The organism is Pseudomonas sp. DCA-1, assembly GCF_046523955.1.
GTDB classification, from domain to species: Bacteria; Pseudomonadota; Gammaproteobacteria; order Pseudomonadales; family Pseudomonadaceae; genus Aquipseudomonas; species Aquipseudomonas putida_Y.
In genome coordinates, this window is sequence record NZ_CP169881.1 from 5,636,762 (window position 1) to 5,659,233 (window position 22,472).

The 22,472-nt window shown below is 62.4% G+C and carries 20 protein-coding genes; 4 read left to right on the forward strand and 16 right to left on the reverse strand.

Annotated features, from left to right (window positions below):
- Positions 1-63 precede the first annotated feature (63 nt).
- The 5 genes from ACE4QZ_RS26420 to ACE4QZ_RS26440 all read right to left on the reverse strand — a co-directional run bounded on the left by ACE4QZ_RS26420 (position 64) and on the right by ACE4QZ_RS26440 (position 7,149).
- On the reverse strand, positions 64-1,089 hold the full coding sequence (locus ACE4QZ_RS26420) for a putative 2-aminoethylphosphonate ABC transporter substrate-binding protein (protein WP_021783637.1): 1,026 nt from the start codon (positions 1,087-1,089) through the stop codon (positions 64-66).
- An 18-nt stretch (positions 1,090-1,107) separates the two neighbouring features.
- A complete protein-coding gene (locus ACE4QZ_RS26425; RefSeq protein ID WP_101196382.1) occupies positions 1,108-2,832 on the reverse strand; it encodes a putative 2-aminoethylphosphonate ABC transporter permease subunit in 1,725 nt (574 codons plus the stop codon).
- A 1-nt stretch (position 2,833) separates the two neighbouring features.
- Positions 2,834-3,892, reverse strand: a complete 1,059-nt coding sequence (locus ACE4QZ_RS26430) for a putative 2-aminoethylphosphonate ABC transporter ATP-binding protein (RefSeq protein ID WP_021783635.1) — start codon at positions 3,890-3,892, stop codon at positions 2,834-2,836.
- A gap of 119 nt (positions 3,893-4,011) precedes the next feature.
- Complete coding sequence (locus ACE4QZ_RS26435) at positions 4,012-4,881, reverse strand: LysR family transcriptional regulator (protein ID WP_021783634.1); 870 nt, start codon at positions 4,879-4,881, stop codon at positions 4,012-4,014.
- Positions 4,882-4,890: 9 nt separating this feature from the next.
- On the reverse strand, positions 4,891-7,149 hold the full coding sequence (locus ACE4QZ_RS26440) for a heavy metal translocating P-type ATPase (protein WP_279934622.1): 2,259 nt from the start codon (positions 7,147-7,149) through the stop codon (positions 4,891-4,893).
- Between the two features lie 83 nt (positions 7,150-7,232).
- Between ACE4QZ_RS26440 and cadR the strand changes: the two genes are divergently transcribed.
- Entirely contained in the window at positions 7,233-7,676 is a 444-nt protein-coding gene (gene cadR / locus ACE4QZ_RS26445) for a cadmium resistance transcriptional regulator CadR (RefSeq protein WP_021783632.1), read from the forward strand.
- A 117-nt stretch (positions 7,677-7,793) separates the two neighbouring features.
- On the opposite strand, the gene ACE4QZ_RS26450 is transcribed toward cadR, so the two are convergent.
- Genes ACE4QZ_RS26450 through ACE4QZ_RS26460 form a run of 3 tightly spaced genes read right to left on the reverse strand, consistent with a single transcriptional unit; the run spans position 7,794 to position 10,422 of the window.
- On the reverse strand, positions 7,794-8,765 hold the full coding sequence (locus ACE4QZ_RS26450; protein WP_028697543.1) for a thymidylate synthase: 972 nt from the start codon (positions 8,763-8,765) through the stop codon (positions 7,794-7,796).
- Positions 8,766-8,816: 51 nt separating this feature from the next.
- A complete protein-coding gene (gene lgt, locus ACE4QZ_RS26455) occupies positions 8,817-9,623 on the reverse strand; it encodes a prolipoprotein diacylglyceryl transferase (protein WP_010955678.1) in 807 nt (268 codons plus the stop codon).
- Between the two features lie 16 nt (positions 9,624-9,639).
- Positions 9,640-10,422, reverse strand: coding sequence for a sulfite exporter TauE/SafE family protein (locus tag ACE4QZ_RS26460; protein WP_021783581.1), 783 nt, complete (start codon positions 10,420-10,422; stop codon positions 9,640-9,642).
- 131 nt (positions 10,423-10,553) lie between these two features.
- On the opposite strand from ACE4QZ_RS26460, the gene ACE4QZ_RS26465 reads away from it, so the two are divergent.
- Positions 10,554-11,300, forward strand: coding sequence for an NRDE family protein (locus tag ACE4QZ_RS26465; protein WP_021783580.1), 747 nt, complete (start codon positions 10,554-10,556; stop codon positions 11,298-11,300).
- Between the two features lie 141 nt (positions 11,301-11,441).
- Here the strand turns inward: ACE4QZ_RS26465 and ptsP are convergent, their stop codons facing one another.
- Together ptsP and ACE4QZ_RS26475 are read right to left on the reverse strand one after the other, a co-directional pair.
- The gene (ptsP, locus tag ACE4QZ_RS26470; protein ID WP_021783579.1) at positions 11,442-13,721 is read right to left on the reverse strand and encodes a phosphoenolpyruvate--protein phosphotransferase; all 2,280 of its coding nucleotides are present in this window, start codon (positions 13,719-13,721) and stop codon (positions 11,442-11,444) included.
- Between the two features lie 22 nt (positions 13,722-13,743).
- Positions 13,744-14,223 carry an RNA pyrophosphohydrolase gene (locus ACE4QZ_RS26475; RefSeq protein ID WP_003249017.1) on the reverse strand — a complete coding sequence of 160 codons (480 nt, stop codon included), beginning with the start codon at positions 14,221-14,223 and terminating at the stop codon, positions 13,744-13,746.
- A 141-nt stretch (positions 14,224-14,364) separates the two neighbouring features.
- On the opposite strand from ACE4QZ_RS26475, the gene ACE4QZ_RS26480 reads away from it, so the two are divergent.
- A complete protein-coding gene (locus ACE4QZ_RS26480; protein WP_028697544.1) occupies positions 14,365-15,021 on the forward strand; it encodes an HAD family hydrolase in 657 nt (218 codons plus the stop codon).
- A gap of 129 nt (positions 15,022-15,150) precedes the next feature.
- On the opposite strand, the gene ACE4QZ_RS26485 is transcribed toward ACE4QZ_RS26480, so the two are convergent.
- Both ACE4QZ_RS26485 and ilvA read right to left on the reverse strand, forming a co-directional pair.
- Entirely contained in the window at positions 15,151-15,576 is a 426-nt protein-coding gene (locus ACE4QZ_RS26485) for a DUF2269 domain-containing protein (protein ID WP_021783577.1), read from the reverse strand.
- A 147-nt stretch (positions 15,577-15,723) separates the two neighbouring features.
- The gene (gene ilvA / locus ACE4QZ_RS26490; protein WP_003249006.1) at positions 15,724-17,238 is read right to left on the reverse strand and encodes a threonine ammonia-lyase, biosynthetic; all 1,515 of its coding nucleotides are present in this window, start codon (positions 17,236-17,238) and stop codon (positions 15,724-15,726) included.
- A gap of 133 nt (positions 17,239-17,371) precedes the next feature.
- Here ilvA and rpiA point away from each other — a divergent pair, with 133 nt between their 5' ends.
- Positions 17,372-18,046 (forward strand): ribose-5-phosphate isomerase RpiA, encoded by a 675-nt coding sequence (rpiA, locus tag ACE4QZ_RS26495; protein WP_003249004.1) that lies wholly within the window; start codon positions 17,372-17,374, stop codon positions 18,044-18,046.
- 103 nt (positions 18,047-18,149) lie between these two features.
- Here the strand turns inward: rpiA and ACE4QZ_RS26500 are convergent, their stop codons facing one another.
- From ACE4QZ_RS26500 to ACE4QZ_RS26515, 4 genes are all read right to left on the reverse strand, one after another.
- Complete coding sequence (locus ACE4QZ_RS26500; RefSeq protein ID WP_021783576.1) at positions 18,150-19,052, reverse strand: SdiA-regulated domain-containing protein; 903 nt, start codon at positions 19,050-19,052, stop codon at positions 18,150-18,152.
- Positions 19,053-19,142: 90 nt separating this feature from the next.
- On the reverse strand, positions 19,143-20,063 hold the full coding sequence (locus ACE4QZ_RS26505) for an SdiA-regulated domain-containing protein (RefSeq protein ID WP_021783575.1): 921 nt from the start codon (positions 20,061-20,063) through the stop codon (positions 19,143-19,145).
- A gap of 202 nt (positions 20,064-20,265) precedes the next feature.
- Entirely contained in the window at positions 20,266-20,931 is a 666-nt protein-coding gene (locus ACE4QZ_RS26510) for a fumarylacetoacetate hydrolase family protein (RefSeq protein ID WP_012054022.1), read from the reverse strand.
- A 26-nt stretch (positions 20,932-20,957) separates the two neighbouring features.
- Positions 20,958-22,355: an FAD-binding oxidoreductase gene (locus ACE4QZ_RS26515; protein WP_028697546.1), complete on the reverse strand. Its 1,398-nt coding sequence runs from the start codon at positions 22,353-22,355 to the stop codon at positions 20,958-20,960.
- Positions 22,356-22,472: the final 117 nt, after the last annotated feature.

Sequence of the window (22,472 nt, forward strand, 5' to 3'; positions counted from 1 at the left end):
GGCGGCGCTCGATCTCACAGGCGACAAAAACCTCAAGCCGGACACCCACCAGCCCTCACCCAATCACTGCGCTGCCACCTTCTCCGACTTACCGTCATAGCGCTTGCGCCATTCGGCCAGAATCTGGTCACGGTTTTTCGAAGCCCAGACAAAGTCGTTCTTGATCAACCGCTGCTCATAATCTGCCGGCAGTTCGGTCTGCGGCTTGGCAATGCCCGGCGCGGCCAGTACGGCGAAGTTTTCCTTGTACAGTTCCATGGCCGCCGGGCTGGCCGAGAAGTCGGCCAGGCGCTTGGCCGCATCCGCCTTGGGCGAGCCTTTGATCACCGCGGTTGCCTCGATCTCCCAGCCCAAACCCTCCTTCGGCAGCACGATGTCCAACGGCGCACCTTGGCGCTTGAGCTGCACGGCCGGGTATTCGAACGAAATACCGATCGGGAACTCGCCCGCCGCCGCCAACTTGCATGGTTTGGAGCCGGAATGGACGTACTGGCCGATGTTCTGGTGCAGCGCGTCCATATAGGCCCAGCCCTGCGGCTCGCCAAAGGTTTGCAACCAGGCACTGACATCCAGGAAGCCGGTGCCGGACGAGGCCGGGTTGGGCATGACAATCTTGCCTTTGTACTCAGGCTTGGTCAGGTCCTGCCAGCTCACCGGTTTGCTCAGGCCCTGTTTTTCGGCCTCGATGGTATTGAAGCAAATGGTGGCGGCCCACACGTCCATGCCAACCCAGGCTGGCGGGTTGGCGGCGTCGCGATAATTACCGGAGATCTTGCCCAGGTCCTTGGGCGCATAGGCTTCAAGCATGCCGCTCTGGTCGAGGATGGCCAGGCTCGACGCCGCCAGACCCCACACAGCGTCGGCTTGCGGGCGGTCTTTCTCGGCCAGCAGCTTGGCGGTGATGATACCGGTGGAATCACGCACCCACTTGATCTCGATATCCGGGTTGGCCTTTTCGAAGGCCTGCTTGTAGGTTTTCAGCTGTTCGGCTTCCAACGCGGTGTAGACCGTCAGCTGGGTATCGGCGGCCGACGCCTGCAGGCTGAACACGGCGGAAACGGCAGCGGCAAGGGCAAGGTGCTTGTGCATGGGTAGGTTCCTTGGAAGTCAGACGGTCGCGGCGCGTTGGCGCCAGGCTTGGGAGCGGCGCAGCAGGCCGCGCGAGGCTGCAGCCAGCAACAGTGAAGCGCCGGCACTGGTCAGCAGGATGAGAGTGGACATGGCGGCGGCACCGCCAACGTTGCCGGCGTCGTCCATGTTCAGCACGGCAACTGCAGCCAGGAGGGTGTCGGGGCTGTACAGGAAAATCGCTGCCGACACGGTGGTCATCGCCGATACGAACAGGTAGCGGATGATATCCAGCAGCGCCGGCAGGCAGATCGGCATGGTCACACGCAGGAAGTGCCTGTACAGCGGCGCTTTCAGCGACAGCGCGGCGGCCTCGAACTCGCCGTCGAGCTGGCGCAGGGCGGTGGTCGCGGTCATCTGCGCGGTGGTCAGGTAATGGGCAATGGTGCACACCACCAGCAACCCCATGCCGCCGTACAACACATGCAGCGGGTTGCCGTTCAGGTTGAAGAAGAATACATAGCCCAGGCCCAGTACCAGGCCCGGCACGGCCATGGGGATGAAGCTGAGCAGGCGCAGCGCATGGTTGAGCAGGCGTTGGCCCTGGGTCTTCTCCATCAGGTAGGCACCGGTGAAGATCACGATGCTGCCAATCAGCGCGGTGCCAATGGCCATGGTCACGCTATTGCGGTAGGCCAGCCAGCCGCCACCGGCAGTGTCTTCGAACATGTAGTGGCGCAGCGACAACGACAGGTTGTAGGGCCAGAAAGTGACCAGCGAGGAGTACACCGCCATACCGATCACCACCAGCAACGCCGCGCACACCAGCAGCACAATGGTCAGGAAGCAGGCATCGCGGCTGCGTGATGGCTTGGGTTCGAATACCTGCGCTCGGCCGCCCATGGCCTCGCCCTGGCGCCTACGCAGCCAGGCGTCGACGGTAAAACTGAACAGGGCCGGCAACAGCAGCACCATGCCGATCAGCGCTCCACGACCGAACTGTTGCTGGCCCACCACCGCCTTGTAGGCTTCCAGCGCCAGCACTTGATAGTCGCCCCCCACCACGACCGGTACACCGAAGTCTGTGATAGTCAGCGTGAATACCAGGCAAAACGCCGCGAATACCGCCTGGCGCGAGGCCGGCCAGGTGATGCTGGTGAACGCCCGCCACGAGCCTGCCCCCATGCTGGAGGCCGCATCGAACAGGCGAGCATCAGCCAGTGACAGTGCCGACAGCAGAATCATCAGCGCATGCGGGAAGGTGTAGATAGCCTCGCCCAGCACGATACCCCAGAAGCCGTAGATATTGTCGCTGAGCAACCCGCGCAGCAGGCCCTGATTGCCAAACAGGTAGACCAGGGCAATGGCCGGCAGCATCGACGGTGCCAGCAATGGCAGCAGCGAAATCCCCCGCCACAGGCCCTTGGCCGGGATTAACGTGCGTTGGAGGGCAAAGGCGAACAAATAGGCCAGCGGTACCACAATGGCCGCGACGGTGAAGGCCACCGACAGACTGTTGCCAAGTAGCCAGTGGAAGCTGGGGCTGGCGAACAGTTCACGGGCCGCCAGCAAGCCACCACCCTGGCCCGCTTCCCCGCTGAAGCCACGCCAGAAGATCGCCAGCAAAGGCATCAGCACGGCCAGCACCAACAGAATCAGCAGCAGGCTCTTGCCGCCGATGACGAACAACCGGTCACCCAGGGCGATGCCAGCACGCGGCGTGGCTTTGGCCTGGCTCAACGGCAGGGACATTGGCGCGGCCATCTCAGGCAAACACCTGTAGGCTCTGCGGCGGCAACGCCACCCAGATGTCCTGCGAGCCCAGGCGCGGCATGGCCTCGGGGGCCAGCTCGGCCAGCAGGGCATGGCCTGGCAGAGCCTTGAGTTCAAAGCTCATGCGGCAGCGGTTACCGAGGAAGGTAATTTCACGGACCATGGCCGGGAACAGGTTCTCTTCGTGCACCACCGGGTTGACCGTGATCGCTTCCGGGCGGCAGAACAGCCGGCCACTGCTGGCCTGGGATGACCCCGGCGCCAGGCGCATGTTCATGTCGCCGACCTGAGCATGGTTGTCGCTGCTGCGCTGGAACGGCAGCCAGTTGCCCTGGCCGACGAACTCGGCAACGAACGGCGTGGCCGGATGGTCGTAGATTTCCTGCGGGGTGGCGTACTGCTCGACCTGACCGTTGTTCATCACCGCAATGCGGTCGGCCATCAACATGGCCTCGTCCTGGTTGTGGGTAACCATCAACGTGGTGATGCCCAGTTGGCGCTGCAACTGACGCAGTTCGGTGCACAAGTGCTCACGCACCCGGGCGTCCAGCGCCGACATCGGCTCATCGAGCAGCAGCAGCGATGGCGACGGTGCCAGAGCGCGGGCCAGGGCCACACGTTGCTGTTGGCCACCGGAGAGCTGGCCTGGGTACTTCTTCTCGCTGCCCGACAGGCCTACCAGTTCGAGCATTTCGGCCACCCGCTGGCGGGCCTGCTCCCGAGCACTGCCCGACAGGCCATAGGCGATATTGGCTTCGACGGTAAGGTTGGGAAACAGCGCGTAGGACTGGAACAGGATGCCGTAGTCCCGCGCCTGGGGAGACAGATCGGAGATATCGCGTTCGCCGATGTACAGCGTACCGCGGTCCTGGCGTTCCAGGCCGGCAATGCAACGCAGCAGCGTGGTCTTGCCACAGCCGGATGGGCCGAGCAGGCACACCAGCTCGCCCGCGGCGATGTCCAGCGAGACATCGTTGAGCGCCGTGAAGGCTCCGAAGCGCTTGTGGATATTGCACACTTTTATCTGTGCGCCGGGGGTGGTGTGGTTCATGGCAGGGCCTCATCGAAGAGATGGGGCCATGCTAGGCAGGCTGTGCGAAGGTTCTGTGGCTTTAAGGCAAAAGCCGGTGATAGTGGTATAGGCAGATTTAGTAGTGGACCGCGAAGAATCTAGAACTGCGAACCGGCCACTTCCTGCGCCACCCCCAGGAATGCCGCCGGCAACCTCGCCTGGCGCCGTTCCTTCAGGCAATACAGGTACTCATGCATCACCGGCGCATTCTCCAGCGCCAGCACCCGGAGTTCAGGGTTGTGCGGCACCTCATGGCGGGCAATCACGCTGATGCCGATATTGCGTAGCACCGCTTCGCGGATCGACTCGCGGCTGCCGATTTCCATCATGGCGCTGGCCTTGACCCCAGCCTCCTGCATCATCTGCTCGGTCAGCTTGCGTGTGGTCGAGCCCTTCTCGCGCATCAGCAGGCAATGCCCCGACACCACCTCGATCGACACCGTCTGGCGATGGGCCAGCGGGTGGTTACGGTGCACCGCCACCACCAAAGGGTCAGTGCCCAATATCCGCCGCACCAACCGTGCGTCCTCCACCCATTGCGACGACGCGGCAATATCCACCCGGTAATCCTCAAGCATTTCCAGTACCTGCTGCGAATTGCCGATCTCCACCGCTACCTCAACCTGCGGCAGGCGTTCGCGATAGACCTTGACCAGGTCGAGAATGTAGTAAGGCGCAGTGGCAGCGATGCGCAAGCTGCCCTGGGCCTGGCCACTGTTGCGCAGCTCGAACTCGATGTCGGCTTCCTGCTGCAGCAGCGCCTTGACCATCGGCAGCAGGCGTAGGCCTTCCTCGCTCAATACCAGGCGCCGCCCGCCGCGGTAGAACAGCTCCACAGCGTACTGGCCTTCCAGGCTGCGGATCTGGGTGGTCACCGTGGGCTGGCTGAGGCCAAGCTTCTTCGCCGCCTGGGTGATGCTGCCCAGACGGGCCACCATGTAGAAGGCCTTCAGCTCGGCACTCAGCATGCACGTCCTCTATTTACGCAAAAGGCGCAAGCCGTTGAACACCACCAGCAAGCTCACGCCCATATCAGCGAACACCGCCATCCACATCGTGGCCATGCCGGCAAAGGTAATCGCCAAAAATATCGCCTTGATGCCCAATGCCAGAACGATGTTCTGCATAAGGATCGCCGCACTTTGGCGCGACAGCCTGACGAAGGCCGGGATTTTCCGCAAGTCATCGTCCATAAGCGCCACATCGGCAGTCTCGATCGCCGTGTCGGTGCCGGCAGCAGCCATGGCAAAGCCTATTTCGGCGCGAGCCAGCGCCGGGGCGTCGTTGATGCCGTCACCGACCATGCCCACCCGATGGCCTTGGTCGTACAAGGCCTCAATGGTTTTCAGCTTGTCGGCCGGCAACAGGTTGCCCTCGGCGCGGTCGATCCCCACCACGGCGGCAATGGCCTGCGCAGTATGGGGATTGTCACCGGTCAGCATGACAGTCTTGATACCCAGTTGATGCAATTCGGCGATCGCCTGACGGCTGCTGTCCTTGACCGTGTCGGCCACGGCGAACAGTGCCAGTGGCCCGGAGCGGTCGAGCAGCAGGACCACTGTCTTGCCCTGGCGCTCCAGCGCATCCAGTTGGGCCTCCAGCGCTGGCGAACACAGCCCCAGCTCCTCGACCAGACGATGATTGCCCAGGTGGTAGACCTCACCGGCGATCACGCCACGCACGCCACGCCCGGCCAGGGCGGCGAAGTCACTGACCTCGCTCAAGGCCAGGCCTTGCTGCTTGCCGAACTCGGCAATGGCGCGGGACACCGGGTGGTCCGAACGCTCGCCCAGGCTGGCCGCCAAGGCCTGTGCACGGTCTTCGAACAGCGGCACCAGCACCTTGGCGTCGGTCTGCACCGGCTTGCCATGGGTAATGGTGCCGGTCTTGTCCAGGGCCAGGAAATCAAGGTGGCGGCCACCCTCCAGGTACACGCCACCCTTGATCAGGATGCCTTTGCGCGCAGCGGCGGCCAGGCCACTGACGATGGTCACCGGGGTCGAGATCACCAGCGCGCACGGGCAGGCCACCACCAGCAGCACCAAGGCGCGGTAAACCCAGTCGAACCAGGCGCCAGCCATGAACAGCGGTGGTATCAGCGCCACGGCCAAGGCGATGGCGAACACCACCGGGGTGTAGATGCGCGAAAAACGGTCGACAAAGCGCTGGGTAGGCGCCCGCGCGCCTTGTGCTTCCTCCACCGCCTTGATGATCCGCGCCAGGGTCGACTGCCCGGCAGCGGCGGTGACGCGAAACTCCAGCGCCCCCGCCTGGTTGATGGTGCCCGCGAACAGTTTGTCGCCCACCCCCTTCTCCACAGGCAGGCTTTCGCCGGTAATCGGTGCCTGATCGACGCTGGATTGCCCACTGGTCACTTCACCGTCCAGGCCGATGCGCTCACCCGGGCGCACCCGCACCAGTGCGCCGATGTCTACCTCACGCACTTCCAGCTCGCGCCACTGGCCATCGGCCTGCTGCACCGTAGCCATGTCCGGGGTCAGTTGCATCAAGCCGCTGATGGCATTACGCGCACGGTCCAGCGAGCGCGCTTCGATCAGTTCGGCAACGGTGAACAGCACCATCACCATAGCCGCTTCCGGCCACTGGCCAATCAATACGGCCCCCGTCACGGCGATACTCATCAGTGCATTGATGTTGAGGTTACGGTTTTTCAGGGCAATCCAGCCCTTCTTGTAAGTACCCAGGCCGCAACCGAGGATCGCTGCCAGTGCCAGGCCCGCCACCACCCATTCCGGGGCGAGTGCAGCAAAGTGCACGATTTCGGCGGCGATTGCGGCAACGCCCGACAATGCCAGTGGCCACCAGCGGGCCTTGGCCGGTTGTGGCACGCTGGCGCTGCCATCGTCTTGGGCGGCAATCGGCTCGGCCTTCATGCCCAGGCTGTCGATAGCCCGCTCGATATCGGCGGTGCCATCCAGGGTGTGGCGCACGCCAAGCACGCGGTTGATCAGGTTGAATTCCAGCTGTTCGATACCGGCCAGCTTGCTCAGCTTGTCCTGGATCAGGGTCTGCTCGGTGGGGCAGTCCATCGCATCAATGCGGAAACGGCTGAGTTGCGCCTGGGCGCTGGCCGTTTCGCTCAGTTGCACCAGCGGCGGTGCGGCTTTGGCGCCGCAGCAGCTGTGGCCGTGGGCAGCATGGCCATGGTCGTCATCGCCATGAGCGTGATCGTGATCGTGCGGATGCTTGTGTTCGTGGCTGACAGGCTGGTTCATGGGGTCATCCTTAAATTGAGCCTGTTGCCAAGTGAACACCCTGTAGCCACTATAGGGTCAAGCCACTTGCTGGAGATTTCGTGATGAAGATCGGAGAACTGGCCAAAGCCACCGACTGCGCGGTGGAAACCATCCGCTACTACGAGCGTGAAAACCTGCTGCCGGAGCCAGCGCGCAGCGACGGCAACTACCGGCTATACACCCAGGCCCATGTGGAGCGGCTGACCTTTATCCGCAACTGCCGCACGCTGGACATGACCCTGGACGAAATTCGCAGCCTGCTACGCCTGCGCGACAGCCCCGACGACGCGTGCGGCAGCGTCAATGCGCTGATCGACGAGCATATCGAGCATGTTCAGGCGCGGATCGATGGCTTGGTGGCATTGCAAGAGCAGTTGGTGGAGCTGCGGCGGCGCTGCAATGCGCAGGGGAGTGAGTGCGCGATCTTGCAGCAACTGGAGACGAACGGGGCGGTATCGGTGCCGGATACCGAACATTCGCATGTGGGGCGCAGTCACGGGCATTGAGCCAAACTCTTCGCGGGTGAACCCGCTCCCACAGGGACCGCGCACGACTTAGGCCTGTGCAGTACCCTGTGGAGCGGGTTCACCCGCGAAGAAGCCAGTTCAAACAATGGAGATCTATCAGACCGCCATCGGCGCTGTCATCGGCGCGTGGTGTTCATAACCTTCCAGCCAGAAATCACTCGGCTCGATCTTCTCCAGCCACTCCGGCTCATACTTGCCAGTTTCGGCAAATGCCGGCACACGGTCGCTGATGACCAGCTTCGGCGCCTCCAGCGGCTCGCGCTGGAGCTGCTCGTTGAGCATGTCCAGATGGTTTTCATACACATGGGCATCGCCGATGAAGTAGGTGAACCAGCGCGGTGTATAGCCGGTCAGGCGGCCGAACAACGACAGCAGCGCCGCACCTTCGGTGAGGTTGAACGGTGTGCCCAGCCCCAGGTCGTTGGAGCGGATGTAGAGGGTCAGGGAAATTTCCCTGGTCTCGACATTCGGGTGGAACTGGTACAGCAGGTGACACGGTGGCAGTGCCATTTCGTCCAGTTGCGCGCAGTTCCAGCCATGGAACAGGATGCGGCGGCTACCCGGGTCGTTGGCGATGGTGTCCAGGCACTGGCGCACCTGATCGATCGCCTTGTACAGGATGACGAACGCGACGCCGTCCTCTTCGTCCTGGGCAATGCGGCGGAAACCGGCTTGCTCGGCCATTTCGATGGCCGCCGGGTTGCTCAGCGGGATGCGCTTGTAGCCCGGCCACTGGCGCCATTGCACACCATAGATCTCGCCCAGGTCGTCATGGCCTTGGCGGAACGGGTTGGCCAGCCACTGGGCGTTTTCGTTGGCATTCTGGTCCCAGACCTTGCAGCCCAGCTCGCGGAACTCACCGGCGTTCTTCACGCCACGCAGGAAACCGACCATTTCACCAATCGCCGACTTGAACGCCAGCTTGCGCGTGGTAATGGCCGGAAAGCCCTTCTGCAGGTCGAAACGCAGCATCGCGCCCGGCAGGCTGATGGTGCGGATGCCGGTGCGGTTTCCTTGCAACGTGCCGTTGTCGATGACGTCGCGGACCAGGTCCAGATACTGTTTCATGGCTTACCTGTAGCAAAAACGGCAGGGGGATCGCCCCTGCCGTGGGATTAATCAGGCGGGTTTCGCCGTGGGCTTGCGATTATAAGCCCACCAGATCAAGACGAGGCCACCGACTATCATCGGAATGCACAGCAACTGGCCTTGAGTGAGCCAACCGAACGCGATGTAACCGAGTTGTGCATCCGGCACCCGGACAAACTCCACGGCAAAGCGGAAGATGCCGTAGCACAGCGAGAACATTCCCGACACCGCCATGGTCGGCCGTGGCTTGCGCGAGAACAGCCACAGGATGACGAACAGCGCCACGCCCTCAAGGGCGAACTGGTAGAGCTGCGACGGGTGGCGTGGCAACTGGGCTGGGTCGCTGAACGGCGGGAAGATCATCGCCCATGGCACGTCGGTGGGTTTGCCCCACAGCTCGGCGTTGATGAAGTTGCCGATACGCCCGGCGCCCAGGCCAATCGGCACCAGCGGGGCGACGAAGTCCATCAGCTCGAAGAACGACTTGTTGTTGCGCTTGCCGAACCACAAGGCCGCCAGCATCACGCCGATGAAGCCGCCGTGGAACGACATACCGCCCTTCCACACTTCGAAGATCAGCGTCGGGTTGGCCAGGTAGGCGTGCAGGTCGTAGAACAGCACATAGCCCAGGCGCCCGCCGACAATCACCCCCATCGACAGCCAGAACACCAGGTCGGACAGCTTCTCGCGGTTCCAGGTGGGGTCGAAGCGGTTCAGCCGGCGTGAGGCCAGCAGCCAGGCACCGCCGATGCCGATCAGGTACATCAGGCCGTACCAATGGATTTTCAGCGGCCCGATGGCCAAGGCCACGGGGTCTATCTGCGGGTAAGGCAGCATGGAACTTCCTCTCGATTCAAATCAAAAAGCTGAGGCCGACACAGAACAGCAGGGCTGCGAACAGGCGTTTCAACAAACGGGGCGACAGCTTGTGCGCCAGGCGCGCGCCGAAGCGGGCAAAAAACATGCTGGTCACGGCAATGCCGACAAGCGCCGGCAGGTACACGTAACCCAGGCTGTTAGGCGGCAGATGCTCCTCGTGCCACCCCAGCAGCATGAAGCTCAGGGCACTAGCCACAGCAATCGGTAGGCCACAGGCCGAGGACGTGGCCACTGCCTGCTGCATGGGCAGGCTGCGCCAGGTGAGGAACGGCACCGTCAGCGAACCACCGCCAATGCCGAATATGGCCGAAGCCCAGCCGATTACGCCGCCTGCGCCGATCAATGCGGGCTTGCCGGGGACGCCACGGCTGGCCTTGGGTTTGAGGTCCAGCGCCATCTGCGCGGCGATGACCAGGGCGAACACGCCAATGATCTTTTGCAGCAGCGGGCCCTGGATAAGCGAGGCGGTCTTGGCGCCGACACCCGCCCCGAGCAGGATGCCAAGGGTCATCCAGGCGAAGATTGACCATTGCACGGCACCCTTGCGGTGGTGCTCCAGCACGGCGTTGATAGAAGTGAAGACGATGGTGGCCAGCGACGTGCCGACTGCCAGGTGGGTCAGCACCGAAGCGTCGAAACCCTGCAGGGTAAAGCTGAACACCAGCACCGGCACGATGATGATGCCGCCGCCCACGCCGAACAGCCCGGCCAGCACACCGGCACAGGCGCCCAACAACAGATAGAGCACGAATTCCATTCGGCTTCCCCTAGAAAATCAATCCGGCATGGTAACGGAAGCCGGGCTCGGGGCTCTAGTGAACTCTGTGTCAGGATGGATCCGCACTGCTCCTGTGGGTACAGTGACAAAAAAACACGGAGGCCCACCCCATGTGCCTGATCGTATTTGCCTGGCGGCCGGGGCACGCCCTGCCGCTGATCGTGGCGGCCAACCGCGACGAATTCTATGCCCGCCCCACTCAGCCCTTGGCGGCCTGGGAGGATGCACCTGGGGTGCATGCCGGGCGCGACCTGGAGGCAGGCGGTACCTGGCTGGGCGTAGGCCCACAGCAGCGCTTTGCCGCGCTGACCAACATCCGCGACCCGGGCCAGGCGCCGGGGCCTCGCTCGCGGGGTGAGCTGGTGGCGGCGTTTCTGCAAGGGGAGCTGGGGGTCGAGGCTTACCTGGACCAGGTAACCAGCCGTAGCGGGCAGTACTCGGGGTTCAACCTGCTGGTGGGTGACGGGCAGCAACTGGGTTATCTGCATGCCCGTGAGGCCACGCCGCGCCTGCTGAAGGCTGGGGTTTACGGGCTTTCGAACGCCGGGTTGGATACACCGTGGCCGAAACTAGTGAAGGCACGTGACGGGCTGCAGCGCCTGCTGGACACACCGGAGCCGCACAGGCTGCTGGCATTACTTGCGGATAACGAGCCCGCGGCTGATGGTGATCTACCCGAGACAGGCGTGGGGTTGGCAACTGAGAAGTTGCTGTCGAGCGTGTTCATCGCCAGCCAGAATTACGGGACCCGGGCGAGTACAGTGCTGATTGTGGATAAAAAGGGGCAAAGGCGGCTGGTTGAGCGCAGTTTCGGGCCTTTTGGCGGGCATTTGGGTGAAATAGAGTTGCTGGCCTGAGCATTTGATGTTGTCTGTTCGGGCCTCTTCGCGGGTAAACCCGCTCCTACAACGGCCTGTGCCGGGCCACCGATGTGTGCCCCCCGCTCCGCGCGTAGGAGCGGGTTTAACCGCGAAGAGCCCGAACAGGCAAACGCTCAGTCAGAGGGTCTTGTTGGCTTCAGGCCCAATCATCCGCGCCAGCCCAAGGTTCTTCAAGGCCAGTTGCAGCGAGCTGTGGATAACCTGCGGGTTGTCATGGCTCAAGGCCTCGGCCAGCAGTTCCTTGGCCTTGCCCATATTGATCTGGCGAAGCATCCACTTGACCTTCGGCAGGTTGGTGGCGTTCATCGACAGGCTGTCAAAGCCCATGGCCATCAACAGGACTGACGCTGCCGGGTCACCGGCCATCTCACCGCAGATGCTCACCGGCTTGCCTTCGCCATGGGCGTCACGCACCACCGTGTTCAGCGCCTGCAGCACCGCCGGGTGCAGGTAGTCGTACAGGTCGGCAACCCGCGGGTTGTTGCGGTCCACCGCCAGCAGGTACTGGGTCAGGTCGTTGGAGCCGACCGACAGGAAGTCCACCTGCCGCGCCAGTTCCTTGGTCTGGTACACCGCCGCTGGAATTTCCACCATCACACCCACGGGCGGCATCGGTACATCGGTACCTTCATCACGCACTTCACCCCAGGCGCGGTGGATCAGGTGCAGCGCCTCTTCCAGCTCGTGAATGCCGGAAATCATCGGCAGCAGGATACGCAGGTTGTTCAGGCCCTCGCTGGCCTTGAGCATGGCGCGGGTCTGTACCAGGAAGATTTCCGGGTGGTCGAGGGTGACGCGGATGCCGCGCCAGCCGAGGAACGGGTTTTCTTCCTTGATCGGGAAGTACGACAGCGCCTTGTCACCACCGATGTCGAGGGTTCGCATGGTCACCGGCAGCGGGTGAAAGGCCGCCAGCTGCTCACGGTAGATGGCCAGCTGCTCTTTCTCACTGGGGAAGCGCTGGTTGATCATGAACGGCACTTCAGTGCGGTACAGGCCTACCCCTTCGGCGCCGCGCTGCTGGGCACGAGCCACGTCAGCGAGCAGGCCGGTGTTGACCCACAGGGGCATGCGGTGGCCGTCGGGGGTGATGCACGGAAGTTCGCGCAGTGCATCCAGCCCTTGGGCAAGCTGGCGCTCCTCCTCGACCACTTCGCTGTACTGCTTGCGCAGCACTTCGCTGGGGTTGGTGAACACTTCGCCCTTGTAGCCGTCGACGATCAGTTCAATACCGTCGACTTTGGAGTACGGCAGGTCGACCAGGCCCATCACCGTGGGGATGCCCATGGCCCGCGCGAGGATGGCGACGTGGGAGTTGCCCGAGCCGAGTACCGAGACCAGGCCGACCAGCTTGCCTTCCGGCACTTCACCGAGCATGGCCGGTGTCAGTTCCTCACTGACCAGGATGGTGTTGTCGGCATACACCAGCGACTGCGAACGTGCTTCCTGCAGATACGCCAGCAGGCGCCGCCCCAGGTCCTTGACGTCGGAGGCACGCTCACGCAGGTAGTCATCGTCCATCAGTTCGAAGCGGTTGACGTGCTCACCAACCACCTGGCGCAGGGCGCCCTGGGCCCATTGGCCGGTCTTGATGACCTCGGTCACCTCTCCGCCCAAGGCTGCGTCTTCAAGCATCATCAGATACACATCGAACAGCGCGCGCTCTTCCGGGCGCAGCTGGGTGGCGAGCTTGGCCGACAGCTTGCGCATGTCGTCGCGCACACCTTCCAGAGCGTTCTGGAACAGCCTGAGTTCGGCGTCGATATCATCGACGGTCTTGTCCGGGACCACTTCCAGATCGGCCGGCGGCAACATTACCACCGCACGCCCCACGGCGGCGCCAGGCGACCCCGGCACACCCACGAAGCGCGCCTCCTGGATACCTTTGCCCTGACGGCCCAGGCCACGGATCGAGCCGGTAGCCTCGGCGTGGGCGATAACCCCGGCAAGCTGGGCGCTCATGGTGACCAGGAAGGCTTCTTCGCCCTCGTCGAACTGGCGGCGCTCCTTTTGCTGGATGACCAGTACACCGACCACACGGCGGTGGTGGATGATTGGCGCACCCAGGAAGGAGGCGAATTTCTCTTCGCCGGTTTCGGCAAAGTAGCGGTAACGCGGGTGGTCGGCAGCGTTTTCCAGGTTCAGCGGCTCTTCCCGGGTACCGACCAGGCCAACCAGGCCTTCGTTGGGGGCCATGCTGACCTTGCCGATGGAGCGCTTGTTCAGGCCTTCGGTAGCCATCAGCACGAAGCGGTTGGTTTCCGGGTCGAGCAGGTAGACCGAGCAGACCTGGCTGCCCATGGCTTCCTTGACGCGCAAGACAATGATCCCCAACGCCGACTTGAGATCTTTGGCGGAGTTTACTTCCTGGACGATCTTGCGCAGCGTATTGAGCATGGCTCGGGGTCGAACTCCGTCGTCAGTCGCGCGTCAACAGACGCGGTGCTAGCTCTTTCAGGGCGCGTCGGTACACCTCGCGCTTGAATGTCACAACCTGGCCCAGCGGATACCAATAGCTCACCCAGCGCCAGCCGTCGAATTCCGGCTTGCCGGTCAGGTCCATTCGCACCCGTTGTTCATTGCTGACCAGGCGCAGCAGGAACCATTTCTGCTTCTGGCCGATGCACAGCGGCTGGCTGTGAGTACGTACCAACCGCTGTGGTAAACGATAACGCAACCAGCCACGGGTGCAGGCAAGAATTTCTACATCATCGCGTTCAAGGCCAACTTCTTCGTTCAGCTCGCGGTACAGGGCATCTTCCGGCGTCTCGTCAGGGTTGATACCACCCTGGGGGAATTGCCAGGCATCCTGGTTGATCCGTCGAGCCCATAGCACCTGCCCGGCATCATTCGTGAGAATGATCCCGACATTGGGGCGAAAACCATCCGGGTCGATCACGGCAGCAACCTCGCAAACGCATGTCAACGCATTGTTCCACAAAGCTTGCGAGCGCAGCAACGCGCCCGCCAAGCTTATGTGCAGCTGCGTGAAAACTCCGTATTCTGCGGGCCTACCCTGTGGCTGATGCGAGTGACCGCGATGCGCCTGGCTTTATTCGACCTGGACAATACCCTCCTCGGTGGCGACAGCGACCATGCCTGGGGTGACTATCTTTGCGAGCGCGGCATTCTCGACCCGGTCGCCTACAAGCAACGCAACGACAGCTTCTACCAGGACTACCTCAATGGCACCCTGGACCTGCAGGCCTACCTGGCCTTTTCCATGGAAATCCTGGCGGCAACACCCATGCCCCAGCTCGACGAATGGCACCGCGACTTCATGCGCGACTGCATCGAGCCCATCATCCTGCCCAGGGCCCTGGCCTTGCTGCAGCAGCACCGCGAGGCGGGCGACCAACTGGTGATCATCACCGCTACCAACCGCTTCGTTACCGCACCGATCGCCCGGCGCCTGGGGGTGCGGGTGTTGCTGGCAACCGAATGCGAGGTGCGCGACGGCCGCTATACCGGGCGTAGTACCGATATACCGTGTTTCCGTGAAGGCAAAGTGACGCGGCTGGAGCGCTGGATGCTGGAGAACGGCTTTGATCTTGAGGACAGCTACTTTTATAGCGACTCGATGAATGACCTGCCGTTGTTGCAGCGGGTGACGCATGCAGTGGCAGTGGACCCGGCCCCGGACCTGCGGGTCGAGGCGGATAAGCGCGGGTGGCCGGTGATCTCGCTGCGGGATTGAGGTTTCGCGTGCCGGCCTTTTCGCGGGCATGCCCGCTCCCACAGGAATCACCACGGGCCTTGAGGGCTGCGCTGTACCTGTGGGAGCGGGCGCGCCCGCGAAGAGGCCGGCACAGGCAATCCAGGCCTGTCAGACCGGCTTGGCCCCCATCAGCCCGGCAATGGACAGAAAGCAAACCCCACTGAATACAGCCAGCGCCAGAGTAAACCGCAACCCCACCACCTCGGCCTTGCGCAGCCGGTTCAGCCGCACCAGCAGCCACCACACGGCAAACGCGCCGAATGTATAGATGACACTGGATGCCAACACCCAGGTCTGCCCCAGTGGCCAGCCCACCAGGTGTACCAACCACCAGCCGGTGAAAGGCATGCTCACCAGGCACAGGCCCATCACCAGCCAGACGAACACCAACGGCCGGCGCAGCAGCTTGGCGTAGGCTTCGGCATCGCCCTGGCGGCGGGCGCGCCAGGTCCAGATCGCCAGGCCCAGGGCGCCCAGAAACAGCAGCGCGGTGGCAACGATGTGCAAGGTCTTGAGCGTGGTCAGGTGTTCCATGTCTCGGTCGTCCTTAAACTGGCATTTTGCGGTAGCTTCTTCGCGGGCTTACCCGCTCCTGCCAAGGTATCTCAGGCCTTGAGGCCTGCGCAGTACCTGTGGGAGCGGGCAAGCCCGCGAAAGGGCCATCAGCCCTAGCTTAGCCGCTCAGCCCAGGAACAGTTTGTAGGCCGGGTTTTCGGTCTCGTCCCAGTACGGGTAACCGATCTTGGCCAGCGCTGCCGGCACCAGGTGACGTTCGTCCTCCGGCACCTGCAGCCCAGCCACCACGCGCCCGTCAGCCGCGCCATGGTTGCGGTAGTGGAACATCGAGATGTTCCAGCGCCCGCCCAGCTTGTTGAGGAAGTTGAACAGCGCCCCTGGCCGTTCGGGGAATTCGAAGCGCAGCACCATTTCGTCACTGGCACCGGCCGAGTGGCCGCCGACCATATGACGAATATGCAGCTTGGCCAGTTCGTTGTCGGTCAGATCGGTAACCGGGAAACCCTGTTCGGTCAGTTGCTGCACCAGCGCCGCGCGGGGGTCGTTTTCCGGGTGGGTCTGCACCCCAACGAAGATATGCGCTTCGTCAGAGGTGTGCTTGCGGTAGTTGAACTCGGTGATCTGACGCTTGCCGATAGCCTCGCAGAAGGCCTTGAAGCTACCCGGGCGCTCAGGGATGGTCACGGCGATGATCGCCTCGCGCTTCTCACCCAGCTCGGCACGCTCGGCCACATGGCGCAGGCGATCGAAGTTGACGTTGGCACCGGAGTCGATGGCCACCAGGGTCTGGCCGCTGACGCCGTAAAGCTCGACGTACTTCTTGATGCCCGCCACACCCAGCGCGCCGGCAGGCTCGGTGATCGAGCGGGTATCGTCGTAGATATCCTTGATTGCCGCGCATATTTCATCGGTACTGACGGTAACGACTTCGTCCACATGGTGGCGGCAGATATCGAAGGTGTGCTGGCCAATCTGCGCCACCGCCACGCCGTCGGCGAATAGCCCAACCTGCGGCAACACCACGCGCTCACCGGCGGCCATGGCTGCCTGCAGGCAGTTGGAATCGTCCGGCTCGACGCCGATTACCTTGATTTCCGGGCGCAGGTACTTCACATAGGCGGCAATGCCGGCGATCAGGCCGCCACCGCCCACCGGGACGAAGATCGCGTCTAGCTGGCCAGGGTGCTGGCGCAGGATTTCCATGGCGACGGTGCCCTGCCCGGCGATGGTGTGCGGATCGTCGTAAGGGTGAACGTAGACGAAGCCCTTTTCATCGACCAGTTTCAGCGAATAGGCCAGCGCCTCAGGGAACGAGTCGCCATGCAACACAACCTTGCCACCGCGCGAGCGCACGCCTTCGACCTTGATTTCCGGGGTGGTCTTGGGCATCACGATGGTGGCCTTGATGCCCATTTCGCGCGCGGCCAGGGCCAGGCCTTGGGCGTGGTTGCCGGCAGAGGCGGTCACCACGCCACGGGCCAGTTCTTCCGGGCTCAGCTGGGCCAGCTTGTTATACGCGCCGCGGATCTTGAACGAGAACACTGGCTGCAGGTCTTCGCGCTTGAGCAAAATCTGGTTGCCCAGGCGCTTGCTCAGCTGCCCGGCGCTCTGCAACGGGGTTTCGACGGCAACGTCATAGACGCGCGAGGTGAGGATCTTCTTGACGTACTGTTCGAGCATCGGGAAAGCATCACTGGGCCGCGGGACGAGGGCTGGGAGTCTACCCTAGCGCTACGTCGGGCGACCACAGCAAAGCCGTGCGAGCCGTTATACTAGGTGACTTTGAAACCGCCCTGCCCCTTCCGGAGCCCGCATGACCCAGGACCAACTCAAACAGGCCGTCGCCCAGGCCGCTGTCGACTTCATTCTGCCCAAGCTGGATGAAAAGAGCGTCGTAGGCGTCGGTACCGGTTCGACCGCCAACTTCTTCATCGATGCCCTGGCTCAGCACAAGACCGCTTTCGACGGTGCAGTCGCCAGCTCCGAAGCCACTGCCCAGCGCCTGAAAGGCCATGGCATCCCGGTCTACGAACTGAACAGCGTCAGCGAGCTTGAGTTCTACGTGGACGGCGCCGATGAGAGCGACGCACACCTGCACCTGATCAAGGGCGGCGGCGCAGCCCTTACCCGCGAAAAGATCGTCGCAGCCGTGGCCAAGACCTTCATCTGCATCGCCGACGGCAGCAAGCTGGTGCCGGTACTGGGGGCCTTCCCCCTGCCGGTCGAAGTGATCCCCATGGCCCGCAGCCACGTGGCACGTCAGCTGGTGAAGCTGGGTGGCGACCCGGTTTACCGTGAAGGCGTGGTCACCGACAACGGCAACGTGATCCTGGATGTGTACAACCTGCAGATCACCAACCCGGTGGAGCTGGAAGCGCAGATCAACGCCATCGTCGGCGTGGTGACCAATGGTCTGTTCGCGGCGCGACCAGCGGATCTGCTGTTGCTGGGCACCGCTGAGGGCGTGAAGAGCCTGAAGGCCGAGTAACGTTCTTCGCGGGCAAGCCCGCTCCCACAGGTACCCCACAAGCCTGGAACCGTGGCGATCCCTGTAGGAGCGGGTTTACCCGCGAATAGGCCCTGACAGGCGATTAGTCAGCCGGCTGCTTGAACACATAGAACAGGTTCGGCTCACTGACCAGGTAAATGGTCCCCGCTTCATCCATCGCAATACCCTCTGCCTGCGGCACCGTCGCCTGCAACCCCTGGAAGCCCTTGCGCAACGACAAGGTACTCAGCGGCTGGCCCTGTACATCCAGCTCCAGCACCAGCCGCGACTCGTCCGACAGCGCCAGCAGATGCCCACTGCGCTCATCGAACTGCAAACTCGAAAGGTCCCTCACAAATAGCCGTGAATCGCGCTTGCGGTCCTGCACCACATGCACGGCGTAGGGCTTTTCCGGGTTGTCATGCGGGAAGCCATGCACCTCATAGATCAGCATCGGGTCACGCTCCTTCGCCACGAACAGGCGCTTGCCCGCCGAATCGTAGGCCAGGCCCTCGAAGCCCTTGTTGCCATTGAGGCCAATGCCCAAGGTCAGTTGCTCGGCATCACCGGCATCGAGAAACAGCGTGTCGTCTTCCAGTCGTACGCGAATCAGCCGCTGCTGACGCTCGTCGGTAATCACATAGCTGTTTGGCCCAACGTACTCCACCGCCTCCGGGTCGCCGAAGCCAGTCAGCGGCACACGTCGCAGGATACGGCCGTCCAGCGACAGCTCGATCAGCTCCGAACGTGCATTGGTGACTGTGAAGAGGGTTTTGCGGTCAGGGTCGTAGGTCAGCGCCGAAATGTCATCATCCAGCCCTTCGATCGGTTGCGCCTCCAGCACCACCCGGTAGCGATCCAGGCCAATGCTGCGCTCCACAGGCTGCCACCATGTCTTCAGATTGAACCAGCCACGCTCGAACAGGCGAAACTCCTGCCCAGCCCAGCCAAGCAGGAGCAGACCAACGGCAGCCAGAACAAGGAGCAGGCGAACAAAACGACGCATAGGGACAGACTCGACACAAGGATGGCGAATCTAATCATGAATGGCTGAAGCAAAGCTTAATGCCAGCGTCAGGCAAATCTGATGATGTTGTCAGTTCTTCTTGAAACGATAGAAAAGCGCCGGCTCGCTGACCATGTAAAGGTTGCCCTTGTCGTCCATGGCCACCCCTTCAGCCCGCGGAATGGTGTCTTCAAGCCCGTTGAAGCCGCCCAGCAGCGTCATGAAGCTGACTTGCTGGCCCTGCTCGTCCAGCTCCAGCAGCATGTTGGAGTCGGCCGAAAGCACCAGCAAGTGGCCAGTACGCGGGTCGACACCCAGCGCAGACAGGTTGCGCAAGTCGAGTTCATCGCTCGGCAACGACTGTTTGTCACCCTGGAGCGGGCTGCGGCCATCGGTACTCCAGGTGTACAGCTTGGGCGGGCGCTCCTCGCCAATGATCAGGCGCTGGCGCAGCGGGTCCCAGGCGACGGCCTCAAAGCCCTTGTTGCTTTTGACCGACGGGCCCAGGTCGTAGCTCGGGAAGTCGTCGTGATTCAGTGCCGTGGTCTGCGCGTCCACCTTGACCACGGTCAGATCGTGCAGGCGCTCGTCAGTGATGGCCAGGTTGCCGTCTTCCAGCACCGCGACACCTTCGGGGTTGTTCCAGCCGTTGAGCGGGATCTTGCGCAGTACATCGCCCTCCAGGCTCAGCTCGACCAGGATCGGGTTCTTGCCCATGACCGCAAACAGGGTGCGGGTTTGCGGGTTGAAGGCCACATCCGAGGCTTCATCATCGTCCATGCCCGGCAGCGGTTTGGCGTCGATGTCCACCTGGTAATCCGGCAACCAAACGCTCTCGCTACGCTCGGCGGTGCTTTCGAAGCTTTCTTTTACCCACAGTGCACCGCGGTCATCCCAGTGCATGGCCACCGCCACGCCATAGCCGATCACCGCCGCCACGGCCAGGCCGAAGGGCCAGCGCAGGTAGAAGCGACGCTTGGGGGTTACCGGGGCGCTGGAGGAGGATGGCATGCAGTGATCCTGGGGAAATGGGCGTAGGTGCGCGCATTATCCGGATTGGGTGTGAAAAATCGGTAAACAGTGCCGGCCCATTCGCGGGCATGCCCGCTCCCAAGGTGCTGCAATCCCTGTAGGAGCGGGTTTACCCGCGAAGAACGCGACGCGTTCCCTGTAGGAGCGGGTTTACCCGCGAAAAAGGCGACGCGGTTTCGAGTTAAAGCACCCGGCTTTCGAAGCGGCTCACACCCGGCAGTTCCAGCACCAGCTCGTCACCGACATTGAACGGCCCAACACCCGCCGGGGTACCGGTGAGGATTACATCCCCCGCTTGTAGTGAGAAATGCGCTGCCATGTACTGAATCATCGGCACGATCGGGTTAAGCATCATCGCGCTGTTACCCTCCTGGCGCACTTCGCCATTCACGGTCAGGCGCACCGGGATGTCTGTCACGTCCTCGAAGCTGGCGGCCGAGACGAACGGTGGCAGCACGCAAGCGCCGTCAAAGCACTTGGCCAGCTCCCAAGGCAGGCCCTTTTCCTTCAGCTTGGCCTGCACGTCGCGCAGGGTCAGGTCCAGCGCCGGCGCGTAACCGGAAATGGCGTCCAGCACCTCTTCCTCGCTCGGATGGGTCGACAGCGGCTTGCCCAGCAATACGGCGATTTCAACCTCATAGTGCACCGACCCACGCTCGGCCGGGATCTTGAAGCCACCTTCGGCCGGCACCACGCAGCTGCCTGGCTTGATGAACAGCAGCGGCTCGGTGGGGATCGGGTTGTCCAGTTCCTTGGCATGCTCGGCATAGTTACGGCCGATGCACACCACCTTGCCCAGGGGGAAGTGAATGCGCGTGCCGTCTACGTACTGGTGCTGGTAACTCATGGCCGACTCCTTCTGGATACTGCTTTTTATTCAGGTGCGAAGATCTTACCCGGATTCATGATGCCGTTAGGGTCAAACACGGCCTTTATTGCCTTCATGCAGGCGATTTCTTCGGGGGAGCGGCTGTAGCCCAGGTAGTCACGCTTGGTCATGCCTACGCCATGCTCCGCAGAAATCGACCCGTTGTAACGCTCGACAATCTCGAACACCCACTTGTTGACCTTGGCACACGAAGCGAAGAAGTCGTCCTTGCTCATATGTTCAGGCTTGAGGATGTTCAGGTGCAGGTTGCCGTCACCAATATGGCCGTACCACACCACCTCATAGTCCGGATAATGTTCTGAGACGATGGCGTCGATATCGCGCAGGAACGCAGGCACTTTCGAGACAGTGACAGAAATGTCGTTCTTGTACGGTGTCCAGTGCGAGATGGTTTCCGACAGGTACTCGCGCAGCTTCCACAGGTTTTTCAGCTGGGTTTCGCTCTGGCTCATCACCCCATCCAGCACCCAACCCTGCTCGACGCAATGCTCGAAGGTAGCCAATGCTTCGTTGGCAACGTCTTCAGTGCTGGCCTCGAACTCCAGCAGCGCATAGAACGGGCAATCAGTCGCGAACGGCGCAGGTACATCGCCGCGCGCAAGGATCTTGGCCAGCCCCTTGTCGGAGAAAAACTCGAAAGCGGTCAGGTCCAGCTTGCCCTGGAAAGCGTGCAGCACCGGCATGATCGAGTCGAAGTCCGGTGTGCCCAGCACCATGGCGGTGAGATTGCGCGGTGCGCGGTCCAGGCGCATGGTGGCCTCGACCACGAAGCCCAGCGTACCCTCGGCACCAATGAACAGCTGCCGCAGGTCGTAACCGGTGGCGTTCTTGATCAGGTCCCTGTTCAGTTCCAGCAACTCGCCCTTGCCGGTGACCACTTTCAGCCCGGCCACCCAGTTGCGGGTCATGCCGTAGCGAATCACCTTGATTCCGCCGGCATTGGTGCCGATATTGCCGCCAATCTGGCTGGAGCCGCTGGAAGCGAAGTCCACCGGGTAATACAGGCCTTGCTCTTCGGCGAAGGTTTGCAACTGGCGGGTGATGACCCCTGGCTGGCAAACCACAGTGCGGTCGAAGGCATTGAAGCCAAGGATCTGGTTCATGTAGTCGAAGGCGACCACAACCTCGCCATTGGCTGCCACCGCACCAGCAGAAAGCCCGGTACGCCCGCCAGAGGGCACCAGCGCCACCTGGTGCGCATTGGCCCAGTGCACAATGGCTTGCACCTGTTCTACCGTTTTGGGAAAGACGATGGCGCTGGGCGCGGGCGGGTAATGCTTGGTCCAGTCCTTGCCATACGCTTCGAGGGAAACCGGGTCAGTCAGGACCTTGCCCGGGTCGACAAGGGTCATCAGTTCTTCAATAACAGCGGGGCGGGTCATCGCTGGAACTCTCGACTTATTCATGGTCACCCTGAGCACTCTTCAACTGTCGGGATAAGCTCAGATTGTGTCGCGTATGCTAGCATAGCCCTCCCGCTGTTCATGCTAAGGCTGCCC